At 46.2% G+C, this 23,680-nt stretch carries 18 protein-coding genes; 5 read left to right on the top strand and 13 right to left on the bottom strand.

The window, feature by feature from the left end; all coding sequences use genetic code 11:
• Nucleotides 1-2: 2 nt before the first annotated feature.
• The 4 genes from ACTS60_RS21035 to fabB form a co-directional block, all read right to left on the bottom strand.
• Nucleotides 3-4,415, bottom strand: coding sequence for a FimV/HubP family polar landmark protein (locus ACTS60_RS21035; protein ID WP_440889843.1), 4,413 nt, complete (start codon nucleotides 4,413-4,415; stop codon nucleotides 3-5).
• Nucleotides 4,416-4,624: 209 nt separating this feature from the next.
• On the bottom strand, nucleotides 4,625-5,638 hold the full coding sequence (locus tag ACTS60_RS21030; RefSeq protein WP_050912816.1) for an aspartate-semialdehyde dehydrogenase: 1,014 nt from the start codon (nucleotides 5,636-5,638) through the stop codon (nucleotides 4,625-4,627).
• The gene (locus ACTS60_RS21025; protein ID WP_440889842.1) at nucleotides 5,635-6,768 is read right to left on the bottom strand and encodes a 4-phosphoerythronate dehydrogenase; all 1,134 of its coding nucleotides are present in this window, start codon (nucleotides 6,766-6,768) and stop codon (nucleotides 5,635-5,637) included. The genes ACTS60_RS21030 and ACTS60_RS21025 overlap by 4 nt, the downstream gene beginning before the upstream one ends.
• A 359-nt stretch (nucleotides 6,769-7,127) precedes the next feature.
• The gene (gene fabB / locus ACTS60_RS21020) at nucleotides 7,128-8,339 is read right to left on the bottom strand and encodes a beta-ketoacyl-ACP synthase I (protein WP_440889841.1); all 1,212 of its coding nucleotides are present in this window, start codon (nucleotides 8,337-8,339) and stop codon (nucleotides 7,128-7,130) included.
• 128 nt (nucleotides 8,340-8,467) lie between these two features.
• Between fabB and mnmC the strand changes: the two genes are divergently transcribed.
• Entirely contained in the window at nucleotides 8,468-10,486 is a 2,019-nt protein-coding gene (gene mnmC, locus ACTS60_RS21015) for a bifunctional tRNA (5-methylaminomethyl-2-thiouridine)(34)-methyltransferase MnmD/FAD-dependent 5-carboxymethylaminomethyl-2-thiouridine(34) oxidoreductase MnmC (protein WP_440889840.1), read from the top strand.
• Nucleotides 10,487-10,733: 247 nt separating this feature from the next.
• Here mnmC and ACTS60_RS21010 read toward each other — a convergent pair whose 3' ends face one another.
• The 4 genes from ACTS60_RS21010 to ACTS60_RS20995 form a co-directional block, all read right to left on the bottom strand.
• Nucleotides 10,734-11,258, bottom strand: coding sequence for an NADPH-dependent FMN reductase (locus tag ACTS60_RS21010; RefSeq protein ID WP_440889839.1), 525 nt, complete (start codon nucleotides 11,256-11,258; stop codon nucleotides 10,734-10,736).
• Nucleotides 11,259-11,417: 159 nt separating this feature from the next.
• Entirely contained in the window at nucleotides 11,418-11,681 is a 264-nt protein-coding gene (locus tag ACTS60_RS21005; RefSeq protein ID WP_010449546.1) for a YfcL family protein, read from the bottom strand.
• Nucleotides 11,682-11,747: 66 nt separating this feature from the next.
• Entirely contained in the window at nucleotides 11,748-12,278 is a 531-nt protein-coding gene (locus tag ACTS60_RS21000) for an elongation factor P hydroxylase (protein WP_440889838.1), read from the bottom strand.
• 160 nt (nucleotides 12,279-12,438) lie between these two features.
• Entirely contained in the window at nucleotides 12,439-12,576 is a 138-nt protein-coding gene (locus tag ACTS60_RS20995) for a hypothetical protein (protein WP_440889837.1), read from the bottom strand.
• Nucleotides 12,577-12,606: 30 nt separating this feature from the next.
• Here ACTS60_RS20995 and ACTS60_RS20990 point away from each other — a divergent pair, with 30 nt between their 5' ends.
• Nucleotides 12,607-13,230, top strand: a complete 624-nt coding sequence (locus ACTS60_RS20990) for a trimeric intracellular cation channel family protein (RefSeq protein ID WP_005433103.1) — start codon at nucleotides 12,607-12,609, stop codon at nucleotides 13,228-13,230.
• 85 nt (nucleotides 13,231-13,315) lie between these two features.
• Here ACTS60_RS20990 and aroC read toward each other — a convergent pair whose 3' ends face one another.
• Together aroC and prmB are read right to left on the bottom strand one after the other, a co-directional pair.
• Complete coding sequence (gene aroC / locus ACTS60_RS20985; protein ID WP_440889836.1) at nucleotides 13,316-14,401, bottom strand: chorismate synthase; 1,086 nt, start codon at nucleotides 14,399-14,401, stop codon at nucleotides 13,316-13,318.
• A 185-nt stretch (nucleotides 14,402-14,586) separates the two neighbouring features.
• Nucleotides 14,587-15,519, bottom strand: coding sequence for a 50S ribosomal protein L3 N(5)-glutamine methyltransferase (prmB, locus tag ACTS60_RS20980; RefSeq protein ID WP_010449553.1), 933 nt, complete (start codon nucleotides 15,517-15,519; stop codon nucleotides 14,587-14,589).
• Between the two features lie 61 nt (nucleotides 15,520-15,580).
• Here prmB and smrB point away from each other — a divergent pair, with 61 nt between their 5' ends.
• Nucleotides 15,581-16,111 carry an endonuclease SmrB gene (smrB, locus tag ACTS60_RS20975; protein WP_440889835.1) on the top strand — a complete coding sequence of 177 codons (531 nt, stop codon included), beginning with the start codon at nucleotides 15,581-15,583 and terminating at the stop codon, nucleotides 16,109-16,111.
• A gap of 82 nt (nucleotides 16,112-16,193) precedes the next feature.
• Here smrB and sixA read toward each other — a convergent pair whose 3' ends face one another.
• On the bottom strand, nucleotides 16,194-16,658 hold the full coding sequence (gene sixA / locus ACTS60_RS20970) for a phosphohistidine phosphatase SixA (protein ID WP_440889834.1): 465 nt from the start codon (nucleotides 16,656-16,658) through the stop codon (nucleotides 16,194-16,196).
• 376 nt (nucleotides 16,659-17,034) lie between these two features.
• Between sixA and ACTS60_RS20965 the strand changes: the two genes are divergently transcribed.
• Nucleotides 17,035-19,812, top strand: coding sequence for an insulinase family protein (locus ACTS60_RS20965; protein ID WP_440889833.1), 2,778 nt, complete (start codon nucleotides 17,035-17,037; stop codon nucleotides 19,810-19,812).
• Between the two features lie 97 nt (nucleotides 19,813-19,909).
• Nucleotides 19,910-20,164: a CG2 omega domain protein gene (locus ACTS60_RS20960; RefSeq protein ID WP_440889832.1), complete on the top strand. Its 255-nt coding sequence runs from the start codon at nucleotides 19,910-19,912 to the stop codon at nucleotides 20,162-20,164.
• A 72-nt stretch (nucleotides 20,165-20,236) separates the two neighbouring features.
• On the opposite strand, the gene fadJ is transcribed toward ACTS60_RS20960, so the two are convergent.
• Nucleotides 20,237-22,351 (bottom strand): fatty acid oxidation complex subunit alpha FadJ, encoded by a 2,115-nt coding sequence (gene fadJ, locus ACTS60_RS20955; protein WP_440889831.1) that lies wholly within the window; start codon nucleotides 22,349-22,351, stop codon nucleotides 20,237-20,239.
• Nucleotides 22,351-23,658, bottom strand: coding sequence for an acetyl-CoA C-acyltransferase FadI (gene fadI, locus ACTS60_RS20950; protein ID WP_440889830.1), 1,308 nt, complete (start codon nucleotides 23,656-23,658; stop codon nucleotides 22,351-22,353). Before fadI ends, fadJ begins: the two co-directional genes overlap by 1 nt.
• Nucleotides 23,659-23,680 lie beyond the last annotated feature (22 nt).

Genomic DNA, 23,680 nt, shown 5'->3' with positions numbered 1-23,680 from the left:
GTTTATCGACCGTTGATGGCGTCAATGAGCCCTTTCGCTTCGCGGCGAATATCATCTTCACCGTAAACAATGGCTTCCTCTAACAGTTTCACCGCACCTTGCGGGTCATTCATCTCTAGGTAGATTTTTGCAAGGTCAAGCTTACCTGCCGCCTCTGCGTTACTATCTACGTCGACATCACCATTATCACCAATCACATCAGGGAATTCGTTCAGACCAACATCAAGTTTGAGATCTTGTTCTTCAAATTCACCACCATCTTTATCCACTTGAGCCATCAATTCATCAATCGTCATGAACTGATTATTCTTAGGGTCAAAATCGGTAAGGTCTTCTTGCTCACCCCAGTTTTCTTCTGTGATTTTTGGTTGTGTAAGAGCCTCTGATGAACTCCAAACTTCGCGTTCATCTTCTGGAACATCCTCTCCCCGAGGACTGTTCTCAGTTTCAGGAGAAAGTTTAAAGCCATCCCAATCATCACCGACGTCAAGCATCGCTTCAATATCCATACCAGCGCTTGCTATGGTGTCACTGTCCAAATCAGTATCGAAGGTTTCCGAATCCGTACTGTCTTCAGAAAGTAAATTCGCCATTGCGGCTTCATCAAAATCAGAAATTTCTGGTTCGGATGACGCTGAGTACTCCGGCATTATTGTTTCGCTTGGCTGAGCAAACATATCAAATAATGCATCCTGTTCGGATTGCTCTTCGACTTCACTAACTGGTTGTTCTGGTTGAGCAGCAACTTCTGGCTCTGATGGTTCTTCAGCCACTGAGGCCAATGCGTCTTCTTCACCAAACTCTGGGAGATCTAGCTCATCGAAGTTGAACTCTTCTGCTTCCGCAACTGTTTGTTCTAGTTGAGACGCCGCTTCTGGCTCTGATGGCTCATCAGCCATTGACGCCAATGCATCTTCTTCACCAAACTCTGGGAGTTCTAACTCATCGAAGTTGAACTCTTCTGCTTCCGCAACTGGTTGTTCTGGTTGAGACGCCGCTTCTGGCTCTGATGGCTCCTCAGCCATTGATGCCATCGCGTCTTCTTCACCAAACTCTGGGAAATCTAGCTCATCGAAGTTGAACTCTTCTGCTTGCGCAACTGGTTGTTCTGGTTGAGATGCCGCTTCTGGCTCTGATGGCTCATCAGCCACCGATGCCATCGCGTCTTCTTCGCCAAATTCTGGGAGTTCTAGCTCATCGAAGTTGAACTCTTCTGCTTCCGCAGCTGGTTGTTCTGGTTGAGATGCCGCTTCTGGCTCTGATGGCTCATCAGCCATTGATGCCAATGCGTCTTCTTCACCAAACTCTGGGAGTTCTAGCTCATCGAAGTTGAACTCTTCTGCTTCCGCAATAGGCTGTTCTGGTTTAGACACAGCTTCTGGCTCTGATGGCTCTTCAGCCATTGACGCCAATGCATCTTCTTCACCAAACTCTGGGAGTTCTAGCTCATCAAAGTTGAACACCTCTGCTTCCGCAACTGGTTGTTCTGGTTGAGACGCCGCTTCTGGCTCTGATGGCTCTTCAACCATTGATGCCAATGCATCTTCTTCACCAAACTCTGGGAGATCTAGCTCATCGAAGTTGAACTCTTCATCTTCGACAACTGGCTGCTCTGGTTGAGCTGCCACTTCCGGCTCTGCTGGCTCTTCAGCCATTGATGCCATCGCGTCTTCTTCACCAAACTCTGGGAGATCTAGCTCATCAAAGTTGAACTCTTCTGCTTCCGCAACTGGTTGTTCTGGTTGAGCAGCAACTTCTGGCTCTGATGGTTCTTCCTCAAAAAGCCAATCTTCCTCCTGAGGAACACCGAACTCATTCGGAGATGTATTTGGTGTTGGCGTTGCTGTAGGTTCTTCAAATTCAGAATCAATAGCTTCATCAACTACAGATTCTGGCAAATCTAATGGCGATGGCCCAGCTTCAAGAGTTGGTTCAACGTCAACGGCAGTTTCCGCGTCTTCTTGTGACTCAAGATCCGTCACCCCTTCCTGAACTGATTCGTTATTCGATTCAGTATCCAGCAGAGAATCAAGCTCCCTAGCAAAATCAACTTGATCTTGCTCAGGTTCATCTTGAGCTTCTACTTCAGCCAACTCGTTAAGTAAAGCATCACCTTTAGGTGAAATCTCTTCCAAATCACCAACAAACTGATTGCGGTCAAAACTGCGCTCTTCCTCAACCTGTATTGATGGTTCATCTTCAGCTTGAGAAGCTTGCTCTTGCTGCTCTGCAACTAGTGCATCAATATCAAAATCAGTATCTAGATGAGAAGAGTTTTCTTCAACCGCTGGCGACTGCTCTGCCAGAAGTTCCTCAAAGCCAAGTGACGACAATAGTTCATCTTCATTGTCCTCTACATCATCTTGACCGATAAGCTCATCAAATGCGTCTTTATCTGATTCTAAGCCTTCCTCAAGAAGTTCATCAGCATCCGAATCTAATAACTCATCGAGCAATTCGGTACTATTTTCATCCAACTCCAAAGCATCTGAATCATTATCAAAACCTGACAGTTGCTCTAATTCATTCAGAGGATCGAAGTCTTCACTATCATCCTCGTCTAAATCAATCAGTTCATCGAGGAGATCAGTGCTACTTTCATCAATATGTTCTTCATCGTAGCCCGCAAGTTCTTCGAGCTCTTCAAGCGGATCTAGTTCTGAAAGTGAACTGCCATCATCTTCACCAAGCAACTCATCAAGTAAAGCAGATGCATCGCTGTCTTCACTCAAATCAAACTCATCGTTCGCTGTTGATTTAGCTTCTTCAACGTCTTCTGCTGGTTGCTCATACTGTGCTAATAGCTGATCGATGTCATCATCAGAAGCCATTCCAGCGCCAAACGCATTTTCGTTTACTTCACTTGGAGAACTGTCTTCAATCGGAGCGTCATCTTCTTCTGCAAGTCCAGAGAACAAGTCATCTAGCATTGACTGATCTAACGCCCCAGCTTCGAGTTCTTCTGTAGGCTCATCAGCAGATAGTAGCTCTGAGAACTCATCTTCAGACATCGATAAACCTGTCTCTAACGGTTCATCAGATAAATCGAAGGCAGAGTCATCATCTGAACTGCTATCATCTAAATCTAACTCTGGAGAGACCTCATCCAGAGCACGCTCCATCTCTTCAAGACCAAGAGCTTTTTCTTCACCATTAACGCTGATTCCATTGGCCGACGAATCAAAGTCATCTAAGCCAACATCAAGGTCGCCATCATCACCAATACCAGCGAATGGATCTTCTCCATCTTCCCCTTCCAGGTTGAAGTCAAGATCGTCATCGTCCAAACTTGCAAAGACGTCATCTTCTTGATCGCTGTCATCAGAGAACAGCTCATCATGGTCACTATCATCACCAAAGAGATCATCATCTAGGCTTAGCTCTTCATCAAGCTCATCAATGGAGTCACCAATAGCCAGTGGTGCGGCTGCCATTTCTGGTGTAGGCGTTTCAGTTTCAGCCGCTTCTTCTTTAGCAGCAGAACGACGTCCCAACAACATAACAATCAACAAGGCAATCAGTGCACCCGGAATCAATGCAGCAAGGCCAACTAACCAACCATTAGATAAGATTTTGTCTAATGTGCTCGGCTGCATTCTTTGTTGTTCGGCAACTCGTTGGCGTTCTTCAGCGAGTAACTTTTCAACTTCTGAGCGAATACGCTCTTCATCGTTTAATTCAGTTTTTAAAGAATCTACTTCAGTTTGAACTTCAGAAAGCATCAATCTCAAATGGTGATTCTTTTCTTCGAGCGACTCTAGCTCGCCTTGAGATACTTGCAGCTTCTCTTTTAATGCCGATACCTGTTGCTCTCCCTGAGGTGAAGTTTCCACTTTAGGAAGCGGTTTCTCTGCAACCTGCACTTCCGCAGGTTGAACCACGTTAATCTTCGGCGCAGTAGTTTGAGGTTCTGGCTTTGCTTGAACTTGGCGTACAGGTTCAGGCTTAGGTTCAACAGGTTTAGGTTGTGTCGCTTGATTTAGCTTTGCCTGATGCGCCTTCATTACAGCCGCTGCTTGTGCGGTTGTCGCAATCCGAGTTTGCTCAAGTGATGGCACTCTTAAACGGCTACCAGGTTCCAAGAGGTGAATATTCTGGTTCTCAAACGCTTGAGGGTTGATACGATAAATGGCAAGTAGCGTTTGCTGAACAGAAACTGAGTTTGATGGCCTTAACTTAGTCGCAATAGACCATAACGTCTCATTTTGACCTGTAGGGCCGTAAAAACGTGAAGGCTGTAAATTTTCTGGAGTCGCTGGAAGCGCTCTTTCTATCTGCTCTGCGTAGCTCGGAGCAGCTTGCACTTCACCAGAGGGGCCGACAAGTCGAATTGCTTCAGCCTGTACCACTGACGATGTCTGAGTCACGCCCATCAGCATTAGTGCAGCTAATAGACGCTTATAGTTTTGATGCATAAAAAGCTCAGTCTGTGTGCTAAAAATAATTTAAATGGTGATCGGTTAAATATATCGGATATAGCGAGCAAAACTATAGGTTTGAGGATAAAAAATGTGGGGCTCGCAAAATATTCGTACTAATCTCACACAATTTTTTTCAGATAGAACAAAAAAGCCTCGCACAAAGCGAGGCTTTAAGATTCTTAATCAAAGCAACCAAGTACCACTTAGTAGTAGTCGCGGATCAGAACTTCTGCGATTTGTACTGCATTCGTTGCCGCGCCTTTGCGAACGTTATCAGCAACTACCCACAAGTTTACACCACTGTGGTGACTGATATCGTTACGGATTCGGCCGACCATTACGTGGTCTTTACCACCTGCATCGCGAACTTGTGTTGGGAAGTCTTCACCGTGGAATACTTCAATACCATCCGTTTGCTCAAGTAGATTAATCACTTCTTGTGCATCGATTGGTGAACGAGTCTCAACATGAAGCGCTTCTGCATGGCCGTAGAACACTGGAACACGTACACAAGTTGGGTTTACCGTGATCGATGAATCGTTAAAGATTTTTTGCGTCTCCCACACCATTTTCATTTCTTCTTTGGTGTAGCCGTTTTCCATCATCTGGTCGATTTGTGGAATACAGTTAAACGCAATCTGCTGAGAGAATTGCTTCTTGTCAGCTGGTAGACCATTTAGCAGTTTCGCTGTTTGACCTGCTAGCTCATCAATACCCGCTTTGCCTGCGCCCGATACAGACTGGTAAGTTGATACGTTAATACGCTCAATACCCACTGCATCGTGAATTGGCTTCAACGCCACCAGCATTTGAATGGTTGAACAGTTCGGGTTCGCAATGATGTTGCGGTTACGGAATTCTGCAATCGCTTCTGGGTTCACTTCTGGCACGACCAGAGGAATGTCGTATTCGTAGCGGAAGTGAGACGTGTTGTCGATCACGATAACACCTTCGTCAGCCGCAATGGGTGCCCATTTGGCAGACAGTTCACCGCCCGCTGAGAACAACGCAATGTGCGCTTGAGACCAATCAAACTCTTCCACGTTTTGTACGCGAATTGTTTTACCATTGAAGCGGTAAGTCTTGCCTTCACTACGCTCACTCGCTAGCAGGAAGATTTCGCCTACTGGGAATTTGCGCTCTTGAAGCACTTCCAAAATTGTTTCACCGACCGCACCGGTCGCACCTAATACGGCAACATTGTATTGCTGGCTCATTGACTTACCTCAACCTGAAAACCTAATTCTGCTAATGGAGCAAGATTGCATGTTTCATTACCCATTAGCGTGACAGCGCTGTACTCACGGCGATCCCAGTAGTTTTTACGCATCAGGTCAAAAGAACCTGGCTTACTGATTTCACGACGGAAAAGAGCGTCATCTTTACGCACATCATAGATTAACTGCGTGATGTTGTGCAGCGTTGCTTCATCCCATGCTCTGTCCAATACCATAGTAGGAACAGGCGCGGTTGGCAGTAAATCGCTGGCATGCGCACGTAATTCGTTATTTAAGAACTCGCAGTAGCTATTGAAAATCATCGTTGTACCGCGAGCTTTCCCTTCCAGACCGTAGCCTGCAACGTGAGGGGTTGCGAATGCTAGCAGAGGCAGAAGCTCCATATCAACCTCTGGTTCAAATTCAAATACATCAAGCGCAGCTGTAAAGCCGTCGTTTTTCAGTAAACGTTGCTTCAGCGCTTGGTTATCTACGACCGGACCACGCGCGGCATTGATAAGAATTTGCTCGCTACGAAGGCCATTTAGCACCGTGTTATCAATCAGATGATGCGTTGGGTGCGGGCCATCTTTGGTGATAGGTGTGTGTAGCGTGATGATGTCGGAGTTTTCGATCAGCTCTGTCAAAGGAGTGAAGCTGCGAGAATCACCCTCTTCTTGTTTGAATGGGTCATTGATAAGAACGTTAATACCCATACCTTTCAAACATTTTTCAAGGTAGCTGCCGACTTGGCCAGCACCGATGATACCAACGGTTTTATCAAAAACTGAGAAACCTTTTTGTTGTGCTAGCACCATCATGACACTGAACACATACTCAGCAACGCCAACTTTGTTACAACCTGGTGCTGAGGTGAATAAAATGCCTTTCTCTTGCAATAGTGCTTGATCGACATGATCCATGCCCGCCGTTGCAGTACCAACGAACTTCAGTTTGTTCGCTTTGCTGATCAGCTCTGCATTTACTTTGGTTACCGAGCGAATCATTAACGCATCAACATCAACTAAGTCATCTGCTGTCAGTGTACGGCCAGGTTTTAGAATCACTTCACCGAGTTGGCTGAATAGCTCTTCAGCGTACGGCATATTTTCATCAACAATAATTTTCATAGCGCCAGCGTTTTAACATCCATTTGTATGAGTTCGGTTATTCGCAAGAAGCGAAGCTAAACGGATTGTGCCCTTTTCCATAGAAATCTCAAGAACTATACCCAAAGAAACCTCAACGAGTTTAGTTTTGAGAGGACGCCTTGGAACAATGACACCAAAGGAAGAGCTAGAAAAGAAAAAGCCCGGCTAAGTTAGCCGGGCAAAGTTCCAGAACAAAAGGATCCTATCCCGCTCTCCTTGGGATAGAGTCTGCGTCTGTTCGATCAGTTGAACTGATCAAGCTCTGGAAACTGGTTTGTAGGTCTGTTCAAATCACTAAAGGAATCACAGTCCAACAAATTCAGTTAGCTCTGGGTCGCTTACGCTTGGTATTTTTTGATTACTAGCGTTGCGTTTGTACCACCAAAGCCGAAGCTGTTTGACATTACGGTAGTCAGCTCTGCTTCGCGAGCTTCTGTTACGATGTCTAGACCTTGTGCTGCTTCATCCAAGTTAGAGATGTTCACACTTGGTGCAATGAAGCTATTGTCTAGCATTAGCGTTGAGTAAATTGCTTCGTGAACGCCAGCAGCACCTAGTGCGTGACCAGTCATCGCTTTAGTTGCAGAGATAGCAGGGCTGTTGTCACCAAATAGCTCTTGGATAGCACCTAGCTCTTTCACATCACCTACTGGAGTAGAAGTGCCGTGCGTGTTGATGTAGTCGATGCGGTCAACGTCTTGCATTGCCATCTTCATACAACGAACCGCGCCTTCACCTGATGGTGCTACCATGTCGTAGCCATCAGAAGTCGCGCCATAACCTACAATCTCACCGTAAATTTTCGCGCCACGAGCTAGAGCGTGCTCAAGCTCTTCGATAACCAGCATGCCGCCGCCACCAGAGATAACGAAACCATCACGGTCTGCATCGTAAGTGCGAGATGCTTTGTCTGGCGTTTCGTTGTACTTAGTAGATAGTGCACCCATCGCGTCAAACATCATAGTTTGAGACCAGTCTAGCTCTTCACCACCACCAGCGAATACAATGTCTTGTTTGCCAAGCTGGATAAGTTCCATCGCGTGGCCGATACAGTGTGCAGACGTTGCACAAGCTGAACTCATTGAGTAGTTCACACCACGAATCTTAAATGGTGTTGCAAGACACGCAGATACGGTTGAAGACATTGTACGTGGAACCATGTAAGGACCAACACGTTTTACGCCTTTTGCACGCATCGTATCTGTTGCAACTGTTTGGTTGAATGCAGAAGCACCACCAGAACCAGCAACGATACCAGTACGATCGTTTGAAACTTGTTCTTCAGATAGACCAGCGTCTTCAATTGCCTGCTGCATGGATAGGTATGCATAAGCAGCCGCATCACCCATAAAGCGCATCTGCTTACGATCAATGTGCTCTGCCGGGTTGATTTTCAGATCACCCCAAACCTGCGAGCGCAGACCGTTTTCTTTAAACTGCTCAGACGCAGTGATGCCAGATTTGCCCGCTTTAAGAGACGCTAGAACTTCTTCGACGTTGTTACCGATACTTGAAACAATACCCATACCGGTGATTACGACTCGTTTCATTATGACATTCCTATAATTCAAAAATCAGCTAGATAATAACTAAGATAGTCAACAAAAGTGGTCAGCTTTCCCATAAATTCGTACAATTGACGAATTCTAACCGCGCCAAATCACATATTTGCACCATTATGACTTCAATTAAAAATGCAGAACTTGGTTGGAACGAAGCTGGGACACCAGTTTCTGACCAATTTGATGATGTCTATTTCTCCAACGTAAACGGTCTTGAAGAGACGCGCTACGTGTTCCTCAAACAAAATCATCTACCAGAAAGATGGCAGGAATTTGACCAAAGACGTTTTGTTATTGGTGAAACAGGATTTGGCACAGGGTTGAACTTCTTAGCTGTGTGGCAATGGTTTACCGAATTTCGTCGTGAATATCCAGAGGCAGCACTAAAAGAATTGCATTTTGTCAGCTTTGAGAAGTACCCACTTAGCAAAGATGACTTAGAAAAAGCACATCAATCTTGGCCAGAACTGGCAGAATTTGCTGAGAAATTACAGCAACACTATCCTGCTGCCGTCCCTGAGTGCCATCGCATTGTGTTAGACGATGGAGCTATTACACTCGACCTGTGGTTCGGAGACATCAAAGACTGCATGCCGCTGGTACCTTATGGTGAACAAGGCCTAATTGACGCGTGGTTCCTAGACGGCTTCGCACCAAGTAAAAACCCTGAAATGTGGAACCAAAACCTGTTCAACGGTATGGCGAAACTGGCGAAACAAGATTGTACGGTAGCAACCTTTACGGCAGCTGGTTTTGTACGTCGCGGCTTAAACGAAGCGGGCTTTGCAATGAAGAAAGTCAAAGGCTTCGGCACCAAGCGTGAAATGATCGCAGGTTCGATGGAAGAGCGTGAAGCGCATTCAAACCATCAGCCTTGGTTCAACCGCACAGCTTCAACCAATCATGATTCCATTGCGATCATTGGCGGAGGCATTGCGAGTGCTGCGCTGGCTAAAACGCTGGTTCGCCGCGGTCAAAATGTCACACTCTACTGCAAAGATGCTCAACCTGCTGAAGGTGCGTCGGGCAACCGACAAGGTGCTGTGTACCCATTATTAAATGGTCCACACAAAGGCGTTTCTCGCGTATTCGCTCCGGGCTTTTTGTTTGCCCGTCAGTTTGTTGACCAGGCTGCGCAAGATATCCAATTCGATCACGATTGGTGTGGCATCACGCAACTAATGTGGGATGACAAATCTGCCGAAAAGTTGGAAAAAATGCTCGCTGGCAACTTCACGCCAGATTTGATTCATAAGCTATCTGCCGAAGAAACAGCAGAAAAAATTGGCTTACCGATTGATATGGCGTCTGTTCACTACCCTCTAGGTGGTTGGTTATGCCCTGCTGAACTTACGCGCGGTTTGATCACTCAACTCGAGAAAAACGAACTTTTTGAAGCGAAGTTCGGGCACCAAGTCGAGTCACTAGATTGGGATAAAGCGCGTCAGCTTTGGACATTGAAAGCGAGCGGTCAAAGCTTTGAGCACTCAACCGTAGTGGTTGCTAACGGCAGTGAATTCCAAACACTAAGCCAAACTGCTGATCTACCGATGGGTCTGGTAAAAGGTCAAGTTAGCCACGCACCTGCGACTGAAGCGCTGTCTAAGCTGAAAACAGTATTGTGTTACGACGGCTACATGACGCCTGTTAACCCGAACAACCAACATCTATGTATCGGCGCAAGTTACGACCGCAGCCACCTAGATTACAAATTTGACGAAGACGCACAAAAAGACAACGCCGAGAAATTGGTGAAGTGTCTGCCGAATCAAGCTTGGACGAAAGAAGTAGATACCTCTGGTAACTTGTCACGCCAAGGTATTCGCTGTGTTAGCCGTGATCACCTGCCGTTTGTAGGTAACGTAGGCGACTTTGAAACCATCAAAACGCAATATGCGGATCTGCAAAATCAACAAGAACAAGACGTTGAAGCGATTCACCAGTTCCCTAACCTATTCTGTTTCCTAGGTTTAGGTTCTCGTGGTTTAAGCTCAGCACCTTTAATGGCCGAGGTGTTGGCATCGCAAATCTGTGGCGACCCGTTGCCACTGCCTGTTGATGTGCTGACTGAGCTGCACCCAAGCCGTATGTGGGTAAGAAAACTGCGTAAAGGTAAGGCGATTACTGAGTTGTAAGTCGACTCAATTACTCTTCCCGTCCTACCATTGGCGCAAATAACCCCTCCTAGCCTCCCCTTAAAAAGGGGAGGAACAAGTTCTTAGCTTCACTTAGTCCGTCCATCTTTCCAAGAAGGAGTCAAGGGGACTGCTCCGAAAACAAACAACCACTCCTTGCCTCATCTTAAAAAGTGGAGGAGCAAGTTGCAAACTCGACATTAGTCCTCCCCCTTTCTAAGGGGGAGTTAGAGGGGGTTACAAGTTTTTAGCTCAGTGCCACCACTGCCGCTTTCACTTGCTCGGCAATTTCCGCATTACGGAACTCACCCGTTTCTAAATCAAAGTTATCGTAGAAGCTTGGGATAGATTGCGATGCTTTTACTTCTGCGCCGAAATACGGGGCAGAGCCTGTCGCCGCAGCCAAAACTGTTTGTGCACCACCAGGACCTGGTGATGTCGCTAAGTACACTGCTGGTTTATTTTGGAATACGTTGCGCTCGATGCGTGTCGCCCAATCGAATAGATTTTTGTACGCCGCAGGGTAAGAACCATTGTGCTCTGCAAAAGAAACCACCAAAGCGTCAGCCGTAGCGATATCAGCAAGAAACGCCTTTGCACCTTCCGCCTGCCCGATTTCTTTCTCTTTGTCTTCACTGAACAAAGGAACATCGTAGCGGTTGAGGTCTAACACTTGCACGTCTGCACCTTCAACAAGGTTAGCAGCGTAAGTCGCAAGGGTTTTATTGATAGAGGTAGAGCTAGTAGAAGCGCCGAATGCGATAATTTTCATGGTTGTAATCCTTTGTTCACGTTTTGTACTCACTAGAGTAAAAGGGGAACCTAGGTGCCACAACCACAAAAATTTTAAGGAGAGATTCGAAATTTTCGAAGGAGTGTATTTCAACACTCTTTTTGTTTTAACTAGAAGCTTATCGTGCCCAATCGAGAATTAAGCTTGTGCTTGAAGCTCTTGCCATAGGTCGCTCACGATTACACGATCGGCTGGCGTTAGTTCTGAGCGAGCTGCTTCAAGGCTATTTTCGATGCGAGATTTCAACTCAGTCACATCGTTAATGCCCTCTTCTTCACACGCCGCTGCTGACAGAGAAATGTGACCACGTAAATAACCACCAGCAAACAGTTCATCATCCGATGCAGTTTCAATTCGAGCATCAATCAGTTCTAGTAGTTTTTCTTCAAATTCAATAATCATGGAGCTTCTCTGAGGTTATTTAATAGACTCGAATCAGTAACATTACCCTGAACCCGTAACTTGAAATTACTTAGCTACAAAGTCAGACGTTTCCAGCGGCTTGGTTTGGTAAAAGGCACGCAACGCATCCGATAGCATTTTCACGCGAGGCGGAAGGCCGTTTTCTAGAATACCCATTACTTCATTGTGCACTTTGTGCATAAAACCAAGACGATCTGGTTCAAAATCGCCGTGTAGATTGTCACAACTGACGTTAAAAGGGAAGTCAGCACTTTTCGCTAAAATCCATTCATAAGCTTGAGGACGAATTTCAACTTTTTCGAACTCCGCTTGAACCTCTGCAGTGCGACCGTCTGGCTCGTACCAGTAACCAAAATCTTCAAGCAAACGACGCTCTGGCCCTGCTACGCACCAATGGGCAATTTCGTGCAGCGCTGACGCATAGAAACCACGAGCAAAAATAATCCGATGATGGGGATGCTCTTGGTCTGCTGGTAAGTAAATCGGCTCATCACCACCGAGTTCTAGCTTAGTATTAAAAGACTCGAGAAATGTATTATTGAAAATGGTGATAAGGTCTTGATATTCGTGGTTCATGATCGATTCTGTACTTCAAATTGATATGCGGTGCGCATTGTCGCTGTTTTTGTTACGCAGGTAAAGCCACACAACAAGTTTGGTTATTAGCTGAGTTTATCTGAAAACGGCTTTCTCCATACAATTTCTCATTCGTCACAGATCACATTTCCCACTACACTCACGCCTTATTTTTAAGCTTAATGATGGCAACTTCAACGCCACTTAAAGCGAGATTCTTTTTGGGTTTAAGCCCCTTCCCAAGGCTTAAATCTTGTTGGTAAGTTTTGCTGCTGTTTTCCTTAATCTCAAGGATCATGACAGAGCCCTTTTATTTGAGTGTCCCCTTATGCTGCTAAGTGTGTTGTACATCATTGGTATCACGGCTGAAGCCATGACTGGTGCATTGAGCGCTGGTCGAAGAAAAATGGATTGGTTTGGCGTTATGTTGGTAGCCAGTGCGACGGCAATTGGCGGTGGCACGGTGCGCGACATTCTACTAGGTCACTACCCACTAGGTTGGGTAAAGAATCCAGAATTTTTGGCAATCACTTGTGTAGCTGGCGTCCTGACGACTGGCTTGGCTAAGTGGGTGATTAAACTGAAAGGCCTGTTCATCCGTTTAGATGCGCTAGGCTTGATCGTATTTAGCATCATCGGCACCAAAGTAGCGATCGGCATGGGCTTGCACCCTGGAATCTGTATGGTATCGGCCTTGGTAACTGGTGTATTCGGTGGTCTGCTACGTGATTTAATTTGTCGCCAAACCCCGCTTGTATTGCATGAAGAGCTATACGCTTCGGTCGCACTTATTGCATCTGGTTTGTACCTAGCTCTTCTTGAGTTCAACGTACCAGACGTAACCGCAACGATTGTGACTCTGATTACTGGCTACATGCTGCGTATGGCGGCAGTACGCTTCAAATGGCGCTTGCCTTCATTCCACTTGGAAACAGAAGGTTCGATTCATTAATTCGAATCAAAACCGATTGAAAAGAAATGAAAAAAGGCTGCTCGGTGAGCAGCCTTTTGTTTTTCTATCGAGATAAGCTTCCAACTTAAATCTTTGGAGTCTCGGTTTGTACGCCATGGTTTTGGCCACGGTGACGTAACAAGTGGTCCATGACGACAATAGCCATCATCGCTTCTGCGATAGGCACTGCGCGGATACCCACACATGGATCGTGACGCCCTTTGGTGATCAGCTGAGTTGGCTCACCTTCTTTAGTGATGGTCTCACCCGGAACCGTAATGCTTGACGTTGGCTTAAGCGCGATGTTTGCAACAACATCTTGACCAGTAGAGATACCACCAAGAATACCGCCCGCATGGTTGCTGCCGAAGCCTTCTGGAGAAAGCGTATCACGGTGCTCGCTGCCTTTTTGGTTTACCACGTCAAAACCATCACCGATTTCCACGCCTTTCACCGCATTGATGCTCATTAGCGCATGGGCAATGTCTGCATCCAGACGATCAAATACAGGCTCACCAAGACCAACTGGCACGTTGGTTGCCACAACCTGAATCTTAGCGCCAATAGAGTCGCCTTCTTTTTTCAGGTCACGGATAAGCTGATCAAACGCTTCGACTTTGTCTGCATCTGGGCAGAAGAACGCGTTATTCTCGATTTCATTCCAATCCACTTTATCGATGGAAACGTCACCCATTTGTGACAAGTAAGCACGAATCTCTACACCGAACTCATCTTTCAGGTATTTCTTCGCGATTGCACCAGCCGCCACACGCATTGCAGTTTCACGTGCAGACGAACGACCGCCGCCACGATAGTCGCGGATGCCATATTTTTGGTGGTAAGTGTAATCAGCGTGTCCTGGGCGGAACTTGTCTTTGATGTCTGAGTAGTCTTTAGAACGTTGATCGGTGTTTTCGATCAACAGACCAATTGAAGTACCTGTGGTTTTACCTTCAAATACGCCAGAAAGTATTTTTACTTCGTCCGGTTCACGACGTTGGGTGGTGTAACGTGACGTGCCAGGACGGCGACGGTCGAGATCCGTTTGTAGGTCCGCTTCTGTAATTTCTAGACCTGGAGGGCATCCGTCTACGATACATCCTAGTGCGATACCGTGACTTTCTCCGAATGTAGTCACTCGAAAATGTTGTCCGATACTGTTTCCTGCCATTACTTCCTCAAATTATTGTCGCCACGCTCTCCTTGAGCGCAACTGCTTTCCAGTTCTTCGTAGAATCATAGTGGCTTTATTATGTTTTGATGTAAAGAGTAAATATTCACTTAATCGAGAGGAAAAGCGCATAAAAAAACACCGAGCAAAAGGCTCGGTGTTCTCATCATTTATTAGTGATTCAATTAGTCTTTGTACAGTTTGAACTCTTCTGCACATTCAACCAGCTGGTCACGCGTTAGCATGAAGACGCCATGACCGCCATTCTCGAACTCAATCCAAGTGAATGGAATTTGTGGGTACTGTTCCATCATGTGAACCATTGAGTTACCAACTTCACATACAAGAATACCGCTATCCGTTAGGTAGTCTGGCGCGTTTGCTAGAATACGACGAACCAGTTTTAGACCGTCAGTACCAGCTGCTAGACCTAGCTCAGGCTCGTGCGTGAATTCGTCTGGTAGGCTGTTCATGTCTTCTTCGTCCACGTAAGGTGGGTTAGACACGATCAGGTTGTACTTCTCTTTTGGAAGGTCGCGGAACAAGTCAGAACGGATTGGGAACACTTGCTGCTCCATACCGTGGTCTTGTACGTTTTGCTCAGCAACTTGAAGAGCATCGGTTGAGATATCGATCGCGTCTACTTCTGCGTCAGGGAATGCGTGTGCACAAGCAATTGCGATACAACCAGAACCCGTACATAGGTCCATGATGCGCGTAGGCTCTTCCACCAACCAAGGTTGGAATTCGGCTTGAATCAATTCACCGATTGGAGAACGTGGTACAAGTACACGCTCGTCAACAAAGAATTCAAGACCGCAGAACCATGCTTTGTTCGTTAGGTATGCAGTTGGTGTACGCTCATTAATGCGTTTTACTACGCGCTCAACAATACGTAGGCGCTCGCTTGTCGTTAGGCGAGAGTTTAATACGTGCGGAGGCACATCAATCGGCAAGTATAATGTTGGCAGGATAAGCTGAACCGCTTCATCCCACGCATTATCAGTGCCATGACCGTAAAACAGGTTAGCTGCGTTAAAGCGGCTTACCGTCCAACGAATCATATCTTGAAGGGTATGCAGCTCCGATACCGCCTCTTCTACAAAAATCTTATCCAAAATTGCCTCCGAAAAGCGCTACAATACTGCCATAAATTGTAAAAATGAAATTGTTAACCTAATGAGCAAAAAAGACACCGAACACGATGACGATTTCGCCTTATTTCAGGATGCAGTACAGGGCGTAAAAAAGTTGCGACAGGATACCATAATCCAGCAACCAAAAAAAAATACTAAGCAAAAAGAAATCAAACGCTCAAATCGTGAAGCGAGTGATTCCGAGTTTTACTTTTCTGATGAGTTTGTCCCGCTTCTCAATGAAGATGGCCCTACTCGTTATGCCCGCGACGACGTATCCACTTATGAAGTGAAACGTCTGCGTCGTGGCGTATACGTGCCTGATGTTTTCTTAGATATGCATGGCATGACACAACAAGAAGCCAAGCGTGAACTTGGTGCCATGATCGCTTACTGCATCAAGAATGAAATCCATTGTGCGTGTGTGCAACACGGCATTGGCAAGCATATCTTGAAACAGAAAGCGCCACTTTGGCTAGCTCAACATCCAGACGTAATGGCATTCCACCAAGCGCCTTTAGAATTTGGCGGCGATGGTGCCCTACTGGTGCTACTTTCTATTCCAGAAAAATAAGGCACTAGCTAACAAGAACGACAAAGGCAGGTTGACCCTGCCTTTTTGCTTGTCTCGAGCTGGAATCCCGAGTTCTAACGTCCTATGGCGTGATATGCCACAGTACTTCACCGCGTTGTGTTTGCGGATCATACTCAATACATGCCAAACCCGATGTTGGAAACATTGGAGGCGTCATGTCTTTCACGAACTCAGAAGTTAAATAACCAACTAGCGGTAAGTGAGATACAAACAGTAGAGAATCAAGCTTTTCCACTTCAATCAAGGCATTAGCAAAATCAAACACCTGATCGGATTGACCGTAAGGGGTGATCTCTTCACATGTTTCGATGCTCTTTGCCGAAAAATGCGCGCTGATTTCTTGCCAAGTTTGCTCTGCTCGAATGTACGGACTCACCAATACTTTATCGAATTGGGCAAAACCTTGTTCTTTACATGCACGGGCAACCGCTTCCGATTCAGTTCTGCCTCTTGGGGTCAGTTGTCTTTCTGCGTCAGAGTTCGCAAAATGTTCCGCTTCACCGTGGCGCAAGATAAATATTTTCATGTTATTTCCTAGGGATAGCTAACGCTACCAAAAGGTTGACTGCTATCTTTATATCGATAGCGGGCTAACTTTAATAATGTTGAAGCAAAAATACTGATATAATTATCGGTTCATTATACCAATTCGCTTGCTAAAGATAGCGACTTTCTTAACAATCTATTAAAAAGAATATACTCAGTTCATCACATTCTACGATGAAGTAATGAACTCAGTGCATTCCTTCAAATAGCTCGAACCCCATAGCATTAGCTAATGGGCTTATGCAGTACTCTTACGAATAACAAAAATGCGGCAAGCAGTATTTGTCGAAGCGCAAACTTTGCGCCTCCCCACTCGGGGTTCATAATTACTGTAATGCGAAATCTGGAGATGCATCGTGCACTTAAGTCCAAACGATTCAAATCAATACCGCTACATTACACTGAGTAATGCCCTTCGCGTGTTGCTGATTCATTCCGACACGGCTCAGCAGTCGGCAGCAGCTCTAGCAGTTAACGTTGGACACTTCGATGATCCGATGGATCGTCAAGGTCTGGCACACTATCTAGAACACATGCTTTTTTTGGGTACGGAAAAATACCCTAAAGTGGGCGAGTTTCAAAGTTATATTAGTCAACATGGTGGTACCAACAATGCTTGGACGGGTACTGAGCACACTTGTTTCTTCTTCGATGTGACACCAACAGCATTTGAAACTGCACTTGACCGTTTTAGTCAATTTTTTACCGCACCACTGTTTAACGAAGAAGCGCTAGACAAAGAGCGCCAAGCAGTCGATTCAGAATACAAGCTAAAACTCAATGATGACTCTCGCCGCCTGTATCAAGTAAACAAAGAAGTCATTAACCCTGAACATCCATTCGCTAAATTCTCCGTCGGTAACTCAGATACACTAGGCGATCGCGATGGTAAATCGATTCGCGACGAGATTGTTGAGTTTCACCACTCTCAGTATTCCGCAGATTTGATGACGCTGACCTTGTTTGGTCCGCAATCTCTGGATGAGCAGCAAGCGTGGGTGGAAACCATGTTTGCTGATATTCCAAACCACCAGCTGCGCGGTAAATCGATCGATGTGCCTATCGGCACTGAAGACAGCACAGGCATTTTGGTCCAAGTAGAGCCCATTAAAGAATTCCGCAAACTGATCCTGACTTTCCCAATGCCAGGAATGGATGAACACTATAGCGTGAAACCGCTCTCCTACTTTGCTCACCTGCTAGGCTATGAAGGCGAAGGCAGTCTGATGATCCAATTGAAAGAGAAAGGCTGGATCACTTCCCTCTCTGCTGGGGGGGGCGCGAGTGGCAGCAACTATCGAGACTTTACGGTGAGTTGCACACTGACTCCAAAGGGTTTAGATCACGTCGATGGTATCGTGCAAGCGGTGTTCCAGTACCTAACTATGATTAAACAAGATGGTATGGATCAATGGCGCTACTTGGAGAAGCAAGCGGTATTAGAATCGGCCTTCCGCTTCCAAGAGCCATCTCGCCCAATGGATTTGGTCAGCCACCTGGTCATAAACATGCAGCACTATCAGCCGGAAGACACGGTTTATGGTGACTACAAAATGGCAGGCTATGATGAAGAGCTTCAACGTTCATTGTTGCAGTATCTTTCGGTTGAAAATGTTCGCGTCACATTGATTGCAAAAGGCTTGGAATACAATCAAACCGCAGAGTGGTACTTCACGCCTTACTCGGTCACCCCATTCAACGATGACCAGCGCCGCTTCTATCAGCAAATCGACCCAAGTTGGCAATTCTTACTACCAGAAAAGAACCCATACATTTGTTACGATCTCGACCCAAAACCGTTAGAAAATGGCGGCTCATTGCCTGAGTTGGTCGAAGATTTAGAAGGCTTTCGCCTGTGGCATCTGCAAGATGATGAGTTCTGCGTACCAAAAGGCGTTGTGTATGTTGCGATCGATAGCTCCCATGCTGTCGCATCACCGAAAAACATCGTAAAAACGCGCTTATGTGTCGAGATGTTCCTCGATTCTCTGGCACAAGAAACTTATCAAGCGGAAATCGCCGGCATGGGCTACAACATGTATGCTCACCAAGGTGGCGTCACATTGACCCTGTCCGGATTTAGCCAAAAACTGCCCCAACTACTAGAGATGATTCTTCATCGCTTTGCGGCGCGCGAGTTTAGTCCGGTTCGCTTTGAAACGATTAAACAGCAACTATTACGTAATTGGCACAATTCATCTCAAGATCGTCCTATTTCGCAGCTGTTCAATGCTCTAACCGGCCTACTTCAACCAAACAATCCACCTTTCGCGACACTAGTCGAAGCATTGGAGGAAATCGAAGTCGATGAGTTATCAGTATTTGTCGAATCGATCCTCGCGGAATTGCACGTAGAGATGTTTGTTTATGGCGACTGGCAACGTCAGCAAGCTCACGATATGGCCACCACGTTAAAAGACGCACTGCGCGTTAAAGAGCAGCGCTACGAGGAGGCACTTCGCCCCTTGGTCATGCTGGGGGAAAACGGCAGCTTCCAACGTGAGGTACATTGCAACCAACAAGATTCAGCGGTTGTTATCTACCATCAATGTGAAGATATCGAACCTCGCAATATTGCCCTTTATTCACTTGCGAATCATTTGATGTCAGCGACCTTCTTCCATGAAATCCGCACAAAACAGCAGCTTGGCTATATGGTTGGCACCGGCAATATGCCACTAAATCGCCATCCAGGTATCGTACTTTACGTGCAATCACCAAATGCAGCTCCAGCCGAACTGGTGACCTCGATTGACGAGTTCTTAAATGCCTTTTATATGGTGCTATTAGAGCTCAATGAGTACCAGTGGCACAGTAGTAAACGAGGGCTGTGGAATCAAATAGCAGCACCAGATACTACATTACGTGGCAGAGCACAGCGCCTTTGGGTCGCTATCGGCAATAAAGATACCGAGTTCAACCAAAGAGAAAAAGTACTGCAGGAACTAAAAAGCCTTACCCGTACAGATATGATTCGCTTTGTCGTGAATGAGCTTAAGCCTCGCACAGCTAATCGCTTGGTGATGCACTCCCAAGGAACGTCACATATTGATGCTCCACGTATTGATTTAGGACTAGAAGTGGGTTCTATAGAAGAATTTCAACTGCGCCCACAAGACTGTGGTTTAGGATAATGCTTGACGGCATAGCTGGCGTAAAATGGTAAAAACATCACTTTCGTTTATGCTGTAATAGCCTTGTTCAAGAAACACATGCAAACATGAGGATAATATGAAAAAGCTACTTTTACTTGCTGCGGTACTAATGCCACTTGCACCTTTCGCTCATGCGGATATCACGATTAAGGGCGATGACTTTGAGCTAAGCAATGATTGTTTGCGCCTCGATGGTGATAACGTCTCGATAAAATCTGATGACTGTTCTTCAGGCAAACATGATAAGAAGCACAAAGGAAACTCGAGTGTTCATGGTGATGACAACCCTGGTAAGGGCCATGACAAGGGTAAGAAAGACAAGAAGAAGTAATGTCTTGATAACTAATTAGAAAAAGAAAGGCTTGCATTCCGCAAGCCTTTTTATTTATCCAGTCAGATATAGCTAAGAGTAGAAATTGCGACCTTCTCCTGCACGGGTTAACAACCCATCACATGGTGCGTAACGTTCGCCGTATTTCGAAGCAAATTCATTCATTTTCTCCACCAGTTCTTTCAAACCGAACTGATCCATGTAACGGAATGGACCACCTAGGAATGGTGGGAAACCAATACCAAAGATCGCACCGATATCACCGTCGCGTGGTGAACGAATAATACCATCATCTAAACAGCGGACCGCTTCGTTTAGCATCGGCAATACACAACGCAGCGCGATATCGTTGTCGCTTAACTTCGACTCAGGGGTCAGGTTCAACAGCTTGTACACTGACTTATCGACTTCTTTCTTCTTACCTTTGTAGGTATAGAAGCCTTTACCACTCTTACGCCCTTTGCGACCGTCATTCAGTAGTGTGTCGAATACGTCTGGACCTTTAAATCGTTCACCCAATTCGTTAACCAAGATCGGCATGATCTTGGCGCCAATATCAACACCAACTTCATCCAACAAGGTAATCGGACCGACTGGGAAGCCGAAGTCAAGTAGCGCGCCATCAAGTTGTTCGATCGGCTCATTTGCAAGCAAGATGTTTGCAGCTTCGTTCATGTAAGGAGCAAGAACACGGTTTACATAGAAGCCAGCTTTGTCTTTAACAACGATTGGTGTCTTGCCCTGCTTCTTCGCAAGTGCAACAACCGTAGAAATGGTCTCTTCTGACGTAGTTTCATGAGGAATCACTTCCACCAGCGGCATTTTCTCTACAGGGCTGAAGTAGTGCAGACCGACGATGTTTTCTGGGCGTTCTGCTTTTTCCGCAATGTTGTGGATTGGTAGCGAAGACGTATTGGTCGCAAAGATAGTTTCTGGTTTCGCGTTCGCTTCAATATCCGCAACCATCTTTTGCTTCAGTTCGAGATCTTCAAATACCGCTTCGATAACCACATCAATATGGTTGAAGCTTGTAAAGTCAATGCCACCCGAGAGTTGCAGCATCTTCGATTGTAGACCTGCTTTCGAGATTATGCGGCGCTTACGCTGCTTTTCGAACAACTTGTAGTTGTAGTTCAATGCGTTAAGCACACCGTCATTGCTGACATCTTTAATTCGTACTGGCACTTTCGCTTTCGCAACAGAAACATGGCTGATGCCTGCCCCCATAAGACCGCCACCCAACACGCCAACTTTGTTGACTGCGGCTGGATCAGCTTCCGCGCCGTTTTCTTTCTTCATTTCAGTGGTGGCAAAGAAGATAGATCGCAATGCTTTCGATTCTGAGCTCATCACCAATTCGCCAAAGCGCTTCGCTTCAAGCTCTTGACCTTGCGCAAAACCTTTTTCAAGACCATGCTGGATCACTTCTAGAATCGCGACCGTTGCTGGGTAATTGCCACGAGTTTTTTCATTGGTTTTCTTCGCTGCTTGCTCAAACACAAACTTGCGCCCCAAACTGCTGCCCGACATCAACTTCTCTTTTGTCGATTGTTTTTGCTTGCCTCTCTTCTTCTCTTTCTCAATGTGCTTCTTAGCAACATCCAGTAAGATAGTTTCAGGCACACAAGCATCAACCACGCCCAGTTTCTTCGCTTTCTTCGCACGCAGTTGTTTGCCTGTAAGGATTAAATCTAACGAAGGCAATAGACCAATCAAACGCGGAAGACGTTGAGTACCACCAGAACCTGGCAACAGACCAAGTTGCACTTCTGGCAAACCCAGACGCGTTTTATCGGAATCAGTACATACGCGGTAGTCACACGCGAGAGCAAGCTCTAAGCCACCACCAAGGCAGGGACCATGAATCGCGGCAACGACCGGATAAGGCAGCTCGGAAAGCTGTTTGAACAACTCTTGACCTTGCTTAGCTAGTGCCTCAGCTTCACTTGCCGTGGTGCACGCTTCGAGCATACGAACGTCGGCGCCCGCAACAAAGTTATCTGGTTTTAGGGAATGAATGATCATCCCTTTCACGCCGCTAGTGTCTTTCAGTTGAGCGAAAATCTCTTTCATCTCATCTGCAAACGCCGCTTGCAGCGTGTTCATTTTTTCGTTTGGCACATCGATGGCTAGCCAAGCAATGTTTTGCTCATCAATCTTTAGACTAAATGCTTTTTGCTCGCTCATTACTCAACCTCCAAAATCATTGCTGCACCAAGACCACCTGCGGCACATGCGGTATTCAACGCAAGACCACCACCGCGACGTTTAAGCTCACGTAGCGTTTGTGTCATCATACGAGCACCTGTTGCGGCAAATGGGTGACCATAGGCAATCGAGCCGCCAAGGACGTTGAACTTGTCCATATCGATTTCACCAATCGCTTTCGAACGACCTAAATTTTCTTGGGCAAATTTGTCACAAGCAAACATCTTCACGTTTGCAAGAGCTTGCGCAGCAAATGCTTCGTGCATATCGATAAGCGTCAGATCTGAAAGCTCTAGACCGGTATTCTCCAACACTTTTGCTGTCGCATATGTTGGCCCCATTAGCATGTCCATTTCTACACCGATGGCAGAGAACGCATAGCCACGAATGTAGCCAAGAATTTCCATACCTAGCTCTTTTGCTTTGCCTTCTCGCATTAGCATCACCGCTGCGCTACCATCAGTAAGTGGAGTACTGTTCGCGGCGGTCACACTGCCATATTGGCGATCAAAAGCGGGACGCAGTTTCGCGTAGCCCTCTAGTGTAGAATCATGACGAATATTGTTATCTTCAGAAATCCACTTCTTGTAGGGTTCTGGGAAAGCAGTCATTACTTCATCTTGGATCTTGCCGTCTTTCCATGCTTGAGAGGCTAAAGAATGAGAGCGGTGTGCCAATGCATCTTGCTCAGCACGAGTAATACCGTGACTCTTCGCCATTTGCTCTGCAGTCTGTCCCATCGACAAACCAGTTGAGTATTCCGCTACTGCTGGCGGCACAGGCATTAAGTCTTTAAAGCTGAGTTGTTTAAGAATGCTGAGCTTTTGTCCCAACGTTTTGGTTTTACTTAGTGCAAGCAAGTTCGCGGCAAGTTTCTTCGAAACGCCAATTGGTAAAACAGATGATGAATCTGCACCACCAGCGATACCAACATCAATGCTGCCCGCCATAATACTTTCAGCGACGTTGACTGCGGCTTGGAAGCTGGTCGCACACGCACGAGTTACGCTATAGGCATCAGTGTGGATGTGCATTCCTGTTCCTAACACGATTTCTCGAGCAATGTTTGGCGCTTCTGGCATTTGAACAACCTGTCCAAATACAACTTGTTCGATAAGTTTCGGATCGATATCTGTACGAGCAAGCATTTCGCTCACTACCATTTTGCCTAAATCGACCGCTGGCACCTGGCTGAACTCAGTGCTTTGACGAGCAAAGGGGGTTCGTAGCCCTGCGACAATAGCGACACGCTCACCTTGGCGTGTTTTCACTTCCTGCTTGCCCATTGTTTCTCCTTAAATACAAGAG

This window comes from Vibrio sp. WZ-1, assembly GCF_052037695.1.
Lineage (GTDB): Bacteria > Pseudomonadota > Gammaproteobacteria > Enterobacterales > Vibrionaceae > Vibrio.
This window is presented reverse-complemented; position numbering and strand designations above follow the sequence as displayed.

What these genes read in the sequence shown, in the direction of transcription:
- aroC (WP_440889836.1), bottom strand. Translation starts at nt 14,401, where the DNA reads ATGGCAGGAAACAGTATCGGACAACATTTTCGAGTGACTACATTCGGA.
- ACTS60_RS20990 (WP_005433103.1), top strand. Translation starts at nt 12,607, where the DNA reads ATGCTGCTAAGTGTGTTGTACATCATTGGTATCACGGCTGAAGCCATG.
- fabB (WP_440889841.1), bottom strand. Translation starts at nt 8,339, where the DNA reads ATGAAACGAGTCGTAATCACCGGTATGGGTATTGTTTCAAGTATCGGT.
- fadJ (WP_440889831.1), bottom strand. Translation starts at nt 22,351, where the DNA reads ATGAGCGAGCAAAAAGCATTTAGTCTAAAGATTGATGAGCAAAACATT.
- ACTS60_RS20960 (WP_440889832.1), top strand. Translation starts at nt 19,910, where the DNA reads ATGAAAAAGCTACTTTTACTTGCTGCGGTACTAATGCCACTTGCACCT.
- smrB (WP_440889835.1), top strand. Translation starts at nt 15,581, where the DNA reads ATGAGCAAAAAAGACACCGAACACGATGACGATTTCGCCTTATTTCAG.
- ACTS60_RS21035 (WP_440889843.1), bottom strand. Translation starts at nt 4,415, where the DNA reads ATGCATCAAAACTATAAGCGTCTATTAGCTGCACTAATGCTGATGGGC.
- ACTS60_RS21030 (WP_050912816.1), bottom strand. Translation starts at nt 5,638, where the DNA reads ATGAGCCAGCAATACAATGTTGCCGTATTAGGTGCGACCGGTGCGGTC.
- sixA (WP_440889834.1), bottom strand. Translation starts at nt 16,658, where the DNA reads ATGAAAATATTTATCTTGCGCCACGGTGAAGCGGAACATTTTGCGAAC.
- ACTS60_RS21025 (WP_440889842.1), bottom strand. Translation starts at nt 6,768, where the DNA reads ATGAAAATTATTGTTGATGAAAATATGCCGTACGCTGAAGAGCTATTC.
- fadI (WP_440889830.1), bottom strand. Translation starts at nt 23,658, where the DNA reads ATGGGCAAGCAGGAAGTGAAAACACGCCAAGGTGAGCGTGTCGCTATT.
- ACTS60_RS20995 (WP_440889837.1), bottom strand. Translation starts at nt 12,576, where the DNA reads ATGATCCTTGAGATTAAGGAAAACAGCAGCAAAACTTACCAACAAGAT.
- mnmC (WP_440889840.1), top strand. Translation starts at nt 8,468, where the DNA reads ATGACTTCAATTAAAAATGCAGAACTTGGTTGGAACGAAGCTGGGACA.
- ACTS60_RS21010 (WP_440889839.1), bottom strand. Translation starts at nt 11,258, where the DNA reads ATGAAAATTATCGCATTCGGCGCTTCTACTAGCTCTACCTCTATCAAT.
- ACTS60_RS21005 (WP_010449546.1), bottom strand. Translation starts at nt 11,681, where the DNA reads ATGATTATTGAATTTGAAGAAAAACTACTAGAACTGATTGATGCTCGA.
- ACTS60_RS21000 (WP_440889838.1), bottom strand. Translation starts at nt 12,278, where the DNA reads ATGAACCACGAATATCAAGACCTTATCACCATTTTCAATAATACATTT.